Source organism: Streptomyces calvus (genome assembly GCF_006782915.1).
GTDB lineage: Bacteria > Actinomycetota > Actinomycetes > Streptomycetales > Streptomycetaceae > Streptomyces > Streptomyces calvus.
Window position 1 is genome coordinate 19,941 of record NZ_VCNP01000027.1, and the last position, 13,286, is coordinate 33,226.

The window sequence follows — 13,286 nt, forward strand, 5'->3', positions numbered from 1 at the left end:
GTTTGCCGCGCCGGGTGCGTCAGTTCCTGCCGGGGGTCCCGGTCGGCCCCTGCGCGGACTTCTTCAGGAAGCCCATGTCCTCGTACACCGGGGTGCGGAAGCCGAACGCACCCGCGTTGGCCAGGTCCTTGCGGGCCGCGGTGAGCTGCGGGCGCTGGTAGAGCGGGATGGAGCCGGCCGCCGCCCAGATGCGCGCGTCGGCCTTGCGGAGCAGGTCCCGGCGCTCGGAGTCGTCCAGCGTGGTGACGGCCTGGTCGAAGAGCTGGTCGACCTGGTCGGTGCCGACGCGGGTGTAGTTCTGCTCCACGTTCAGCGAGCCGTCGGCGGCCGGGACCGGTTTGGCGTAGACGGGTCGGGCGTCGGTGGCGGGAAAGGCGGTCGCGGGCCAGGAGTACAGCGCGAGGTCGTACGCGCCGGAGGCGATGTGGTCCTTGAAGTAGCTCTCGTCGTCGACCTTGGAGATCTCCGTGCGGATGCCGATCCGCTCCAGCATCCGGGAGATCCGGTCGGCCACGGTGCGCAGCGTGTCCGAGCCGGGCCCCGAGGGCAGGACGAAGCGCAGGGCGAGCGCCTTGCCGTCCTTGGCGACAGGAGCGGCCTCGGCCCGCGCGGGAGCCGCGGTGCCCTTGGGGGCGTAGGCGCCGGGGGCGCTGCCCCGGTGCAGCGGCCGGCTGCCGGTGCCGGAGTCCTGCGGCGCCTTGTCGTCGTCCCCGCTGTCCCCGCTGTCTCCCTCGTCCCCGCTGTCCCCGCTGTCCCCGCTGTCTCCCTCGTCCCCGCCGTCGTCGTCGGCGTCGGCCTCGTCGGCGTCGGCGTCGGCGGCGTCGTCGTCCTCGCCGACGATGTACGTACCGTCGTCGCCGCCCTCCGACTCGTCCCCGGAGTCCCCGTCGGAGTCCTGCCCGGAGCCGTCGTCCTCCTCGCCCTCAGGACCCGCCGCCTTCTCCGCCTCGTCCTTGGCCTCGTCCTTCTTCTTCACCGGCCCGCCCGGCACCCAGCCGGCGTCCGCGAGCAGCGCCCGGGCCTCCTCGGTGTCCTGCCGGCCGAGGGCGCCGCTGTTGTCGGCGTACGCGGCCTGGCCGGACAGCGCCAGGTGGCTGCCGAGCGGCTCGGCGGGCAGCCCGAGGGGCTTCAGGACGGCCTCGGCGATGTCCCGGCGGTCCAGGGCGCGGGCCACGGCACGGCGCACCCGTTCGTCGGCGAGGGGGCCCTCGGCGCCGTTGAGGGCGAGCTGGGTGTACGCGGGTTCCAGCGACCTGCGCACCTCGAAGCCGGCGAGGGCCTTCTGCTGGCGGGCGTACTTGGCTGCCTTCCGGCGCAGCTTCTGGCGTGCGGAGATCTCCTCGTCGGCGGCCTCCTCGTCGGAGCCGTTGGCGATGGCCCAGGAGCGCAGGGCGTCCGCGACGGACCGGCGGGCGCCCGGACCCATCAGCGGGCTGCTCGCGCTCTGCGGGAGCGCGGCGACGGTGATGCGGCGGGCGGCCGCGGGGTCGATCTCCGCGAGGTCGACGGTGCCGGCGCTGAGCGCGGAGATCCGCTTGTCGCGGGGCACGGCGCGCAGCACGATCGTGGAGAGCTTGGCCGGGTCGCCCCACCAGCGGGCGTTGCGGGTGAGCGTGACCTCGTCCTTCTTGCCGTCGACCTTCTTCACCCGGAAGGGCCCGGCGGTGACCTTCAGTTTCTTGCGGGCCCCGTCGTTGAAGGAGTCCGGGGTGCCCATGACCTCCTTCGGGTACAGCGGGGTGAACAGGGACCGCCAGTCGGCGTAGGGACGGCTGAAAGTGACCTTGACCTCCAGGTCGCCCTTGCCCCGCTCGATCTTCTCGATGCGGTCGTAGCCGGCGTTGCGGGCGGTCCAGTAGGCGGTGTCCTTGCCCGACAGGGCGCGCCACTGGGCGGCGAAGTCGGCGGCGCCGATCTCGCGGCCGTCGCTCCAGACGGCCTGCTGGTTCAGCCGGTACAGGACGACCTGCTTGGGCTCGGTCTCGACGACCTCGGCGGACTCCAGGTAGTCGGGGTTGCGCACCGGCCGGCCGCGGCTGTCCGTCCGGTACATCGACGGCAGTACGGCCTGCGCGATCCGGGAGGTGGTGGCGTCGGCGTCCGACTGGAAGGTGTTCAGGGTGTCCGGGACGGTGTCCACGGCCCAGCGGAGCGTGCCCCCGTCGGCGATCCGGGCCCGGTCGGCGCGTGCCACGTCCCCGGCGGCGAGGGGCTTGCCCGCGGGGTCGTCGGAGCCGCAGCCGGCCAGCGCGGGCACCGCGAGGGCGCTCGCGGTGAGGAAGGCGACCGAGCGCTTGACCGCGCGCGGGCCGACGCCGTCGTGGGACATCTCTGGTTACCTCCGGGAAGCAGCGGGCGTTACGCTCACTTTTGGTGGTATTTGGAGTTCATCCGATGTATGCGGCCCACTGAAGAGGAAAGGGTTCGGCTACTAGGGGCGACACGGCGGCCACGGGCGGCAAGCCCACTCGTGCGGCGCAACGCACCCACCGGTGCACCCCTACTCCTCGGCCAATCGATGCACATCCCTTCACAGCGCAAGGTGTGACGCGCAACACTCGCAGGCGCATGACCGTTGCCGCCTTGGGCCTGAAGGACCCGTGGAAGTGAGGTCACGTCATGTCCGTGCACGAGGAACTGACAACCGTCCAGCGCTGCCTCGACGACCTGATCCGGTCGGTGGGACGGCTGGAGAAGCAGATGGGCAGCGGCGGCCTGGAGATGCGCCGCGTCCGCGCCGACACCAACCACCTGCGCGAGAGCGTCGCGCTGCTGCGGGAGACGGCCACGGCCGGCACGGCCCCGCAGAAGCGGCCCGATCTCGTGACCATCTCCGACACGCCGTACGACCCGTCGCTGTGGGTGGACACGGACGACGAGGGTCTCGGCGCCCGCGACCGTCGCGCCCCCTGACCCCTCCGGAGTGGACACGTGGCCACAGGTACCGAACCACCCGCCACAGAACCCCATCGCCGAGGCGGCGGCGTACGAACGGCTACGCGCGCCGCGATCAGCGCCCCGCACCTGCGGACCGACCGCTGGTGGCTGGCCCCGGCCGCCACCGCGGCCGGGCTGCTCGCCTTCGTCGTCTACTCGACCTGGCGGGCCTTCGCGAACGCCGACTACTACGCGGCGCCGTACGTCTCGCCGTTCTACTCGCCGTGCCTGGCGGAGAACTGCGAACCGATGAAGGCCGGACCGAACTGGGACCTCTTCGGCAGCTGGTGGGGCATCTCGCCGGCGATCATCATCCTGATCTTCCCGCTCGGCTTCCGCCTGACCTGCTACTACTACCGCAAGGCCTACTACCGGGGCTTCTGGGCCTCCCCGCCGGCCTGCGCGGTGGCCGAACCGCACGGCAGGTACACCGGGGAGACCCGCTTCCCGCTGATCCTGCAGAACATCCACCGGTACTTCTTCTACGCGGCCCTCCCGGTGGCGGGCATCCTGACCTACGACACCGTGCTCGCCTTCCGGGACGAGCACTACGCGTGGGGCCACATGGGCCTCGGCACGCTGGTCTTCCTCGTCAACATCGTGCTGATCTGGGCGTACACCCTCTCCTGCCACTCCTGCCGGCACATCGTCGGCGGGAAGCTGAAGCACTTCTCGAAGCATCCGGTGCGCTACCGGATGTGGCAGTGGGTGGGCCGGCTGAACGCCCGGCACATGCAGCTCGCCTGGGCGTCGCTGCTCAGCGTGGCCCTGGCCGACCTCTACGTGTACCTCGTCGCGTCCGGTGCCTTCGACGATCCGCGCTTCTTCTAGCTGAGTGGGGACTTCACTGATGCCCGTGGTCGACCGGCAGGAATGGGACGTCGTCGTGGTCGGTGCGGGCGGCGCCGGACTGCGCGCCGCCGTCGAGGCGCGCGAGCGCGGCGCCCGTACGGCCGTGATCTGCAAGTCGCTGTTCGGCAAGGCGCACACGGTGATGGCCGAGGGCGGCATCGCGGCGGCGATGGGCAACGTCAACGCCGGGGACAACTGGCAGGTCCACTTCCGCGACACCATGCGCGGCGGGAAGTTCCTCAACCAGTGGCGGATGGCCGAGCTGCACGCCCAGGAGGCACCGCAGCGGGTGTGGGAGCTGGAGACCTGGGGCGCGCTGTTCGACCGGACGAAGGACGGCCGGATCTCGCAGCGCAACTTCGGCGGCCACGAGTACCCGCGCCTCGCGCACGTCGGCGACCGCACCGGTCTGGAGCTGATCCGCACGCTCCAGCAGAAGATCGTCGCGCTCCAGCAGGAGGACTTCCGGGAGACCGGGGACTACGAGTCCCGGCTGAAGGTCTTCCAGGAGTGCACGGTCACCCGCGTGCTGAAGGACGGCGACCAGGTGAGCGGGGTCTTCGGCTACGAGCGGGAGTCCGGGCGGTTCTTCGTGCTGGAGGCGCCCGCCGTGGTGATCGCGACCGGCGGCATCGGCAAGTCGTTCAAGGTCACGTCGAACTCGTGGGAGTACACCGGCGACGGCCACGCGCTGGCACTGCTCGCCGGGGCGCCGCTGCTGAACATGGAGTTCGTGCAGTTCCACCCGACGGGCATGGTCTGGCCGCCGTCGGTGAAGGGCATCCTCGTCACCGAGTCGGTGCGCGGCGACGGCGGGGTGCTGCGCAACTCCGAGGGCAAGCGGTTCATGTTCGACTACATCCCGGACGTGTTCAAGGAGAAGTACGCCGAGTCCGAGGAGGAGGGCGACCGCTGGTACGACGACCCGGACCACAACCGGCGCCCGCCCGAGCTGCTCCCCCGCGACGAGGTGGCCCGCGCGATCAACGCCGAGGTGAAGGCGGGCCGCGGCAGCCCGCACGGCGGGGTCTTCCTCGACGTGTCCACGCGGATGCCGGCCGAGGTGATCAAGCGGCGGCTGCCGTCGATGTACCACCAGTTCAAGGAGCTGGCTGACGTCGACATCACGGCGGAGCCGATGGAGGTCGGGCCGACCTGCCACTACGTGATGGGCGGCATCGCCGTCGACTCCGACTCGGCGGCGGCGCGCGGCGTGCCGGGACTGTTCGCGGCCGGTGAGGTGGCCGGCGGGATGCACGGCTCCAACCGGCTCGGCGGCAACTCGCTGTCCGACCTGCTGGTGTTCGGGCGCCGGGCCGGCTGGCACGCGGCCGAGTACGCGAGCGGGGCGGGGGCCGCGCGGCCCCGGGTGGACGACGCGCAGGTCGACTCGGCCGCGGCGGAGGCGCTGCGTCCGTTCTCGGCGGAGAGCGAGGAGCCGGACGACGGGCCGCCGGAGAACCCGTACACCCTGCACCAGGAACTCCAGCAGACGATGAACGACCTGGTGGGCATCATCCGGCGCGAGCACGAGATGGAGCGCGCCCTGGAGAAGCTGGCCGAGCTGCGGGCGCGGGCCCGGCGGGCCGGCGTCGAGGGGCACCGGCAGTTCAACCCGGGCTGGCACCTCGCCCTGGACCTCAGGAACATGCTGCTGGTCAGCGAGTGCGTGGCCCGGGCGGCGCTGGAGCGCACCGAGTCGCGCGGCGGCCACACCCGGGAGGACCACGCGGCGATGGACCGCGCCTGGCGCAACGTCAACCTGCTGTGCGCGCTCGCCGATCCCGCCGACGGGCTCACGGACGGCGACCCGGTGCGCGGCCGGATCGCCCTCACCCGCGAGACCACCGAACCCATCCGCCCGGACCTGCTCGCCCTCTTCGAGAAGGAGGAGCTGGTCAAGTACCTCGCCGAAGAGGAGCTGTACGAGTGAGCAGCTACGAGGCCCGCTTCAAGGTGTGGCGCGGGGACGTGCGGGGCGGCGGCCTGGAGGACTTCGCCGTCGAGGTGAACGACGGCGAGGTGGTGCTCGACATCATCCACCGCCTCCAGGCCACCCAGGCCCCCGACCTCGCCGTGCGCTGGAACTGCAAGGCCGGCAAGTGCGGTTCGTGCTCGGCGGAGATCAACGGGCGCCCCCGGCTGCTGTGCATGACCCGCATGTCGGTGTTCGAGCGGGACGAGACGATCACCGTGACACCGCTGCGGGCCTTCCCGGTGATCCGCGACCTGGTGACGGACGTCGGCTTCAACTACGCCAAGGCTCGGCAGGTGCCGGCCTTCGTGCCGCCGGAGGGGGTCGGTCCGGGCGAGTACCGGATGATGCAGGAGGACGTGGACCGCTCGCAGGAGTTCCGCAAGTGCATCGAGTGCTTCCTGTGCCAGGACACCTGCCATGTGGTCCGCGACCACGAGGAGAACAAGCAGGCGTTCGCCGGTCCGCGGTTCCTGATGCGGGTCGCCGAGCTGGACATGCATCCGCTGGACGCGGCCGAGGAGAGCGGCCTGGACCGCAAGCGCGCCGCCCAGGACGAACACGGCCTCGGCTACTGCAACATCACCAAGTGCTGCACCGAGGTCTGCCCCGAGGGCATCAGGATCACCGACAATGCGCTGATCCCGCTGAAGGAACGGGCGGTCGACCGCAAGTACGACCCGCTGGTGTGGCTGGGGAACAGGATCCGGCGGCGCACCTGAGCACGGTCACGGCGCGTCCGCCCGGTGGGGACGCGGCCGCGAGGGCTCACTTCGCTTCGACTCGTCCCACGGCGTGGGGGCCGGTGGTCAGTTCCTCGCACGCGGCCTGCCACGTGCGGGCACCGGGGTGGAACTCGGTGTGGAGGTAGGCCGCGGTGAGCCGGGCGAGAGCGGCGACGCGCCGAGGGTTCTCGTCGGTGGTCTCGGCGGCGTCGTATCCCGCGATTCCGCCGAGTCCGTGCTCCGCGTCGAACAGGGTGAGCAGGCTCTTGGGACCGGGGGCGAGGGTGTAGGGGTCGGCATGCCAATCCGGCCCGATGTCCGTGAAGTGCCGGGAGTCGTCCTTGTCACCGGCGACGACCAGCGCGGGTGCGGCCATGGTGGAGAAGTCGACGGCGCCGATGACCGGCCACTGCTCGGCCATGGGCCCGTTGAAGGCGTCGCCACCCCTGCCGGGCGCGGCAAGCAGCACGCCGGCCTTGATCCGGGGCTCGGTGACGTGCACCGGGTTCCCGGTGTCGGGGTCGTTGAGCCCGGCGCCCAGCAGGAGGGCGGCGGTGAAACCGCCGAGAGAGTGTCCGGCGACGGCGACCTTGGTCGGGTCGATCCGCCCGGCGAGCTGCGGCACGGTGCGCTCGATCGTGTCGAGCCGGTCGAGGACGTGGGTCATGTCCTCGGCTCGGGATCGCCAGAAGTCGGGTGCGCCGGGTGCGTCGGCTACCAGGTGGCTCAGTGTCCTGGAGGTGAGGTGGGTGGGCTGGATGACGACGTATCCGTGGGCGGCCCAGAGGTTGGCGAGGGGCGCGTAGCCGTTGAGCGAGGAGAGGTTGTTGGAGTAGCCGTGACCGTGGGAGAGGAGGATGACGGGGAGTCCGGTTCCGGTCGCGGGTGCGGAGACACGTGCCTGGAGGTCTACGGGACGTCCGGGCACCGAGAGGACTACGGGGCTGAAGGAGAGGACCGGGGCGGGCGCGCCGAAGACGTCGGAGTCGGTGGCAGTGGATGCGGTCACGATGGGGTTCCCTTTCGGTGGCACCTGCCGTCCGCCGGTCTCCTGCGACCGGCGACGGGCAAGGCGGACAAGGGCAGCCGCTTCCGCTAAAGTGAAGCGGAGCGATGCTCCACTTAGTATCCGGAGCGCCGCTCCGCTTTGTCAATCGGTGTGGAGGGAGTACGCGGTGACCACCGACAGCCCTGCGGGGAAGTCGCCGCCCCCGGGCAAGCGGGCCGACGCCCGGCGCAACCGGGAGACGGTGCTCGCCGCCGCCGCCGAGGTGTTCGTCACCTCCGGCGTCGACGCGCCGATCCGCCAGATCGCAGCCCGGGCGGGCGTCGGCATGGCCACGATCTACCGCCACTTCCCGACCCGGGCGGATCTCGTCACGGCCGTCTACCGCCACCAGATCGAGGCATGCGCCGAGGCCGGCCCGAACCTGCTGGCCAGTGCCGACTCCCCGTTCGATGCGCTGCGTGAGTGGATCGACCTCTTCGTCGCCTTCCTCGTCACCAAGCACGGACTCGCCGACGCCCTGCAGTCCGACAACGACCGCTTCGCCGCGCTGCACGACTACTTCCTCGACCGCCTGCTGCCCGTCTGCGCCGAACTGCTCGAGGCTGCGGTCGAGGCCGGCGACATCAGACCCGGTACGCAGCCGTACGAGCTGATGCGCGGCATCGGCAACCTCTGCATCGGGCGCGACAACGACCCCCGCTACGACCCCCGACGCCTGATCGCTCTGCTCCTCCAGGGACTTCGGCAGCCACACGCGTCCTGATGCCGACGAGCGGCGTGGCACCGTGCCGCGGGGTGGTCGGGGGCGAGGACGTCGCCGGGCCGGGCCTGCACGCGGACGCCGGGCAGTTCCCGGTGCACGGAGTCGATCGCCCAACGCGTGCCGGGGTGGGCCGAGTTCGACGGGCTGCCGTCGTGCTCCAGTGGGCCGGAGTGGACGTACCGGGCGCGGGTGCCGGTGCCGTCGGGGCGGCGGGCGGTCGCGGCGATGTCGGCGTCCCGCTCGCGCCCGTCGCCCCAGGCGGGGCCGAGCCGGAAGGAGTTGCGGGTGCCGTTCGCCCGGTTCGCCGACGGGTTGGTCCGCGGGGCGGTCTCGGCGGCGCGGAGGGGCACCAGCGGCAGGAGGACCGCCGCGAGGGTGGTGCGGACGGCCCACCGGCGTTGGGGGCCGCGCCGTTTCCGCTCGGCAGGGGCCGGTTCGGAGTCTTCCTCGTCGGCCGTCCGTTCCGTAACTCCCGCGACGCCGCGCGGTGTTCCCCTCGCCGACGGTGGTGACCGTGAGGACGAGGGGAACAGGTGTTCCGGTTGCGGCCCGCGGGAAGCGGTGCGCGGGCGGTGCGGTCAGAACAGGCTCAGCAGTGCCTCCGCCGGGTCGGTGAGGGTGGTGTCCGTGCCGGGCAGGGGGAGTTCGAACCAGACCGTCTTGCCCCGGGGCGTACGGCGTGAGCCCCAGGCCGCGCTGAGCAGGCCGACGAGCTGCAGGCCCCGGCCGCCCTCGTCGGTGTCGCGGGCGCGCCGGCGGCGGGGCTGGACCAGGCCGGAGTCCCAGACCTCGCAGACCAGGGTGCGGTCGAGGAGCAGGCGGAGTCTGATCTCGCCCTCGCCGTACCGCAGGGCGTTGGTGACCAGCTCGCTGACCAGCAGCTCGGTGGTGTCGACCAGGGGCTCCATGTCCCAGCCGATCAGCTGCGCGCGGGCGTACTCGCGGGCGCGGCCCACGCTGCGCGGCTCGCGGGGCAGGGTCCAGTCGCCGACGGACTCGGCGGGCAGTCCCTGTACACGTGCCATCAGCAGGGCGATGTCGTCCTCGCCGTGGTGGGTGTCGAGGGTGTTGAGGACGTGGTCGCAGACGTCCTCCAGGTTCGGCCGGGTGTCGGCGGCGGTCGCCGTCGCCGGGGAGCGGCGGCCGGGCGACGGGTGGGAGCGGTCCGTCAGGGCGCCCACGAAGGCCTGGAGGCCCTCGTCGAGGGGGTGGTCGCGGCTTTCCACCAGGCCGTCCGTGTAGAGGGCGAGCAGGGCGCCCTCGGGCAGTTCGACCTCCACCTCCTCGAAGGGCTCACCGCCGACGCCCAGCGGCATGCCGGGCGGCACGTCCAGCATCAGCGCGGGCTCGCCCGGTTCGACCAGGACGGGCGGCAGATGACCGGCGTTGGCGAAGGTGCAGCGCCTGCTCACCGAGTCGTACACGGCGTACACGCAGGTCGCCAGGTAGACCTCGGACAGGTCGGCCTCGCGGGGGCGGCGGGCGGCACGGGTCGCCTGCCGGACGCCGCCCGCGGTGCCGAAGCCCTGCGAGGGTCCGCCGGGGGCGCCGAGGCCGCGGGCGATCTCGTCCAACTGGGCGAGCACTTCGGCGGGTTCCAGGTCGAGCTGGGCCAGGGTGCGCACGGCGGTGCGCAGTTCGCCCATCGCGACGGCCGCGCGCAGGCCGCGGCCCATGACGTCGCCGACGACGAGCGCGGTGCGGTGGCCCGGCAGTTCGATGACGTCGAACCAGTCGCCGCCGACCTCACTGGGCCGGCCGGTGGCCGCGTTGCCCGGCAGATAGCGGCAGGCGATGTCGAGTCCGGAGGCCTCGGGGTCGCCGGGCGGGAGCAGGGAGCGCTGCAGTATCAGCGCGCGTTCGTGCTCGCGCCGGTAGAGGCGGGCGTTGTCGATGCAGACGGCGGCCCGCGCGGCCAGTTCCACCGCGAGGTCGCGGTCCCGGTCGCCGAACGGCTCGCTGCCCTTGGTGCGGGCGAACTGCGCGAGGCCCACCACCGTGTCGTGGGCGACCATCGGCACGGCGAGCGTGGACTGCACCAGGCCGCCCTCCTCGCCGGGCACGGCCTGCGGGCGGGCGGTGCGCAGGGCGTCCGCGCAGGGCGAGTTGAACGGGTAGTGGTGGACGGCGCCGAGCTTCACGGGCTCCTTGGTGCCGCTGAACGGCGCGCCGGCGACGGCGCTGGCAATGGCGACGCGGCGCACCTCGGCGCTGCCGTCGGCGAGGCCGGGCGGGGTCTCGTCACCGGCCAGCAGCCCTTGGTACAGGTCGACGGTGGCCAGGTCGCAGAAGCCGGGGACGACGACGTCGAGGAGTTCGCGGGCGGTGGTCTCCAGGTCGAGGGAGTTCCCTATCCGGGCGCCCGCCTCGTTGAGAAGGGCGAGATTGCGCCGTGCCGCGGCGGCCTCGCGGGCGGCGGCGCGGCGGGCGGTGATGTCCGTGCCGAGCCAGGCGATGCCGATGGGCCGGCCGCTGCCGCTGTGCACGCGGTAGAGGTTGACGGACCAGTGGCGCCGGTCGTCGGAGCCCGGCACGAACCCCGTGACGTGCATGTCCGTGATGGAGTCGCCGGTCTCCAGGACCCGGCGCAGGGTGGCGGCGACCCGATCGGCCTCGCCGCGCGGCAGGTAGTCGTGCACGCCCTTGCCGCGGTGGTCGTCGGGGCTGCCGCCGAAGATGGACGCGAACCGCTGGTTGGCGCGGCGTACCCGCAGGTCGGGGTCGATCAGCAGGAAGCCGAACGGAGATTGGCCGAATATGGCCTGCGACGCGGCGAGGTCCGTCTCGATGCGGCGCAGCGTGCGGACGTCGACGACGATGCAGACGGCGGCCTTCTCGCCCTCCTCGGTGCGCGTCGGCATGACGTACACCTCGGCCAGGCCCTCCCGGTCGCGCTCGTCCACGGCCGCCGAGTCCGGCAGCCGGAACGGCACGACTCCGGTCCACTCCCGTCCGTCGAGGATCTCGGCCATCTTGCGCTGGCCGCGCTCCCGCCGGACGGGCTCGACGAACGCCTCGATGGGGTCCATGCCGACGGCGCGCTCGGCGGGGATGCCGAAGATCTGCTCGGCGCGCAGGCTCCACTGGTCGACCAGTCCGTCGGGGCCGATGGAGAAGGAGGCGACCTTGATGTAGTCGTACATCGAGCCGGGCGGACTGGTCTGCCACATCGTGTCGGCGGACGGAGCGTCGCCGAAGGCGAGGCCCTCCGCGGCCCTTGTCCTCGCGCCGCCCGACGAGTCCTCGGACTCCGTGGCCTTCGCTGGTATCTCGCTCACGCGAACCGTCCCCTCCAGCTCACCGCGTCCGGCACCGGTCACCGGGGGCGGCTGCCCGCAGTATCCAGCACTACGGCGCCGCACGACACGGTGTTCACGATCACAGCACGGTCCCGATGCTTTTCGGTCCGTGCCGTGAGAACACTTCCAGACTTCTAACCAGCGCACACGTCATCGAACCCCTTTCTTCGACAACCGCCACGGGGCCGTACCGGTCACCCTTCGTGAGGGGCGGTCCGTGCGCCGTTGAACGCCCGTGCGACGGGTCATCGCGGCACCACGAGCTCGAACCACACGGTCTTGCCGGTGGCGCCCGGACGCGCCCCCCAGCGCCGGGTGGTGGAGGCCAGCAGCCGCAGTCCGCGCCCGCCTTCGTCGTCGGGCCGGGCGTCGCGTGCGCGCGGGAGGTCGGGCAGCGGGTCGGAGACCTCCACCAGGAGCACCCCGGAGTGGCCGCCGGGCCGTACCAGGCGGACGCCTATGGGGCCCGTGGCGTGCCGCAGGGCGTTGGTGACCAGCTCGCTGACCAGCAGCGCGGCCAGGTCGCCGACGCAGTCGAGGTCCCACAGGCGCAGTTGGTCCCGTACGGCGGAGCGGGCGGCGCGCACGGCACCCGGGTCCGCGGAGAAGGTCCACGCGGCCCAGTCGCCGCCGGTGTCGCTCACGCGGATCACTTCCCCGCCGAGGGAACCCACCCTTGTCCGTTTTCATGGGGTTAATGGGGACATACCCGGTAATCCGGAGGGCGTACCGCGCTCGACGGCGCATCGTGGCACCGGCGGCGCAGGACGGCGCCCACACCATGTCGGCGCTGCCCCCGCGCGCCCGCGCCGCGCCTCACGCGCCCTGCCCCTGATGGGGGGTCACGGATGCCGTGCGGCGTGGCTGAGGGTGTCCCGGACGGCGGGGACGTCGTGGTCGAGCCAGTCGACGTCCCAGATCCGGTCGGGGGTGAGCCAGCGCAGCGCGTCGTGGTCCTCGAGCGGTCGCGGGGCGGGGGATCCGGGGCGCAGGCTCGCGGTCCACACCTGCATCACGTACGGCGGCCGCAGCGGCCACTGACCCGGGACGCGCTCGCCGGCCGCGGCGTCGACCCCGAGTTCCTCGCGCAACTCCCGTACGACGGCCGCCTCCGGGCTCTCGCCGGGCTCCACCTTGCCGCCGGGCAGCTCCCAGCGCCCGGCCAGGTCCGCGGGCGCGCTCCGCCGGGCGGCGAGCAGCCGCCCCTCGTGCCACAGGGCCGCACCGACCACCACGATCCGCTCGCTCATGCGCCGGAGCCTACGGCAGGGCCGGGCCGCGGCCGTCCGGCGAGGCGGTCCGGGTCAGCCGGCGGACGCGCCGTTCGGGCCGACCCGTTCGACCCAGTAGAGCTGCTGGTGGCCGCGCTCGTCGAGGCTGTTGGCGATCCTCTCGACCTCCGCGCGGGTGGCGTACCTGCCGACCCGGTAGCGGTTGCCGTTGTCGTCCTGACGCACGACGAGCCAGGGAAGAGTCACCGTGCCGTCGCTCATCGCTCCCCTCCACTTCCCCCCTGCGGCCCGCGCCGCACCCCGCCCGATAAGGAAACCCCAGTCCGCATATGCCCGAGCCTACGCCTTACCTTCACTGAGCGAATACGGCTTTTCACAAAGAGGCACGTAACCAGCCAGAACACAGGGGGCGCACGGGGGCGGACGCGCCGTGCATGAAGGCCGACGCGTCCGGTCAGCGGCGTACCCCCGGGTGCGCCCCGCTCCAGGGGCGA

The 13,286-nt window shown here is 72.4% G+C and carries 12 protein-coding genes; 5 read left to right on the forward strand and 7 right to left on the reverse strand.

The window, feature by feature from the left end; genetic code table 11:
- Window positions 1-19: 19 nt before the first annotated feature.
- Window positions 20-2,329, reverse strand: a complete 2,310-nt coding sequence (locus tag FGW31_RS11740) for an ABC transporter family substrate-binding protein (protein WP_142193351.1) — start codon at window positions 2,327-2,329, stop codon at window positions 20-22.
- 290 nt (window positions 2,330-2,619) lie between these two features.
- Here FGW31_RS11740 and FGW31_RS11745 point away from each other — a divergent pair, with 290 nt between their 5' ends.
- The 4 genes from FGW31_RS11745 to FGW31_RS11760 are packed head-to-tail and all read left to right on the forward strand — an operon-like array spanning window position 2,620 to window position 6,486.
- Window positions 2,620-2,913 carry a hypothetical protein gene (locus FGW31_RS11745; protein ID WP_142193352.1) on the forward strand — a complete coding sequence of 98 codons (294 nt, stop codon included), beginning with the start codon at window positions 2,620-2,622 and terminating at the stop codon, window positions 2,911-2,913.
- 18 nt (window positions 2,914-2,931) lie between these two features.
- Window positions 2,932-3,768, forward strand: a complete 837-nt coding sequence (locus tag FGW31_RS11750; protein WP_142193353.1) for a hypothetical protein — start codon at window positions 2,932-2,934, stop codon at window positions 3,766-3,768.
- 19 nt (window positions 3,769-3,787) lie between these two features.
- Window positions 3,788-5,722, forward strand: a complete 1,935-nt coding sequence (locus FGW31_RS11755; protein ID WP_142193354.1) for a fumarate reductase/succinate dehydrogenase flavoprotein subunit — start codon at window positions 3,788-3,790, stop codon at window positions 5,720-5,722.
- Complete coding sequence (locus tag FGW31_RS11760; protein WP_142193355.1) at window positions 5,719-6,486, forward strand: succinate dehydrogenase/fumarate reductase iron-sulfur subunit; 768 nt, start codon at window positions 5,719-5,721, stop codon at window positions 6,484-6,486. Before FGW31_RS11755 ends, FGW31_RS11760 begins: the two co-directional genes overlap by 4 nt.
- Window positions 6,487-6,532: 46 nt before the next feature.
- Here FGW31_RS11760 and FGW31_RS11765 read toward each other — a convergent pair whose 3' ends face one another.
- Window positions 6,533-7,498 (reverse strand): alpha/beta hydrolase family protein, encoded by a 966-nt coding sequence (locus FGW31_RS11765; protein WP_142193356.1) that lies wholly within the window; start codon window positions 7,496-7,498, stop codon window positions 6,533-6,535.
- Window positions 7,499-7,664: 166 nt separating this feature from the next.
- Between FGW31_RS11765 and FGW31_RS11770 the strand changes: the two genes are divergently transcribed.
- Window positions 7,665-8,261, forward strand: coding sequence for a TetR/AcrR family transcriptional regulator (locus FGW31_RS11770; protein ID WP_142193357.1), 597 nt, complete (start codon window positions 7,665-7,667; stop codon window positions 8,259-8,261).
- Here FGW31_RS11770 and FGW31_RS11775 read toward each other — a convergent pair.
- From FGW31_RS11775 to FGW31_RS11795, 5 genes are all read right to left on the reverse strand, one after another.
- On the reverse strand, window positions 8,198-8,611 hold the full coding sequence (locus FGW31_RS11775) for an ATP synthase subunit c family protein (RefSeq protein WP_142193358.1): 414 nt from the start codon (window positions 8,609-8,611) through the stop codon (window positions 8,198-8,200). The genes FGW31_RS11770 and FGW31_RS11775 overlap by 64 nt on opposite strands.
- A 228-nt stretch (window positions 8,612-8,839) precedes the next feature.
- Window positions 8,840-11,539: a SpoIIE family protein phosphatase gene (locus tag FGW31_RS11780; RefSeq protein ID WP_142193359.1), complete on the reverse strand. Its 2,700-nt coding sequence runs from the start codon at window positions 11,537-11,539 to the stop codon at window positions 8,840-8,842.
- A 266-nt stretch (window positions 11,540-11,805) separates the two neighbouring features.
- Entirely contained in the window at window positions 11,806-12,234 is a 429-nt protein-coding gene (locus FGW31_RS11785) for an ATP-binding protein (RefSeq protein WP_142193360.1), read from the reverse strand.
- A gap of 168 nt (window positions 12,235-12,402) precedes the next feature.
- Window positions 12,403-12,810 carry a (deoxy)nucleoside triphosphate pyrophosphohydrolase gene (locus FGW31_RS11790; RefSeq protein WP_142193361.1) on the reverse strand — a complete coding sequence of 136 codons (408 nt, stop codon included), beginning with the start codon at window positions 12,808-12,810 and terminating at the stop codon, window positions 12,403-12,405.
- A gap of 54 nt (window positions 12,811-12,864) precedes the next feature.
- The gene (locus FGW31_RS11795; protein ID WP_142193362.1) at window positions 12,865-13,053 is read right to left on the reverse strand and encodes an SPOR domain-containing protein; all 189 of its coding nucleotides are present in this window, start codon (window positions 13,051-13,053) and stop codon (window positions 12,865-12,867) included.
- Window positions 13,054-13,286 lie beyond the last annotated feature (233 nt).

Bases quoted from the DNA above. Each gene is read 5' to 3' on its own strand.
- FGW31_RS11740 (WP_142193351.1), bottom strand. From the start codon at position 2,329: ATGTCCCACGACGGCGTCGGCCCGCGCGCGGTCAAGCGCTCGGTCGCC.
- FGW31_RS11745 (WP_142193352.1), top strand. From the start codon at position 2,620: ATGTCCGTGCACGAGGAACTGACAACCGTCCAGCGCTGCCTCGACGAC.
- FGW31_RS11755 (WP_142193354.1), top strand. From the start codon at position 3,788: ATGCCCGTGGTCGACCGGCAGGAATGGGACGTCGTCGTGGTCGGTGCG.
- FGW31_RS11790 (WP_142193361.1), bottom strand. From the start codon at position 12,810: ATGAGCGAGCGGATCGTGGTGGTCGGTGCGGCCCTGTGGCACGAGGGG.
- FGW31_RS11795 (WP_142193362.1), bottom strand. From the start codon at position 13,053: ATGAGCGACGGCACGGTGACTCTTCCCTGGCTCGTCGTGCGTCAGGAC.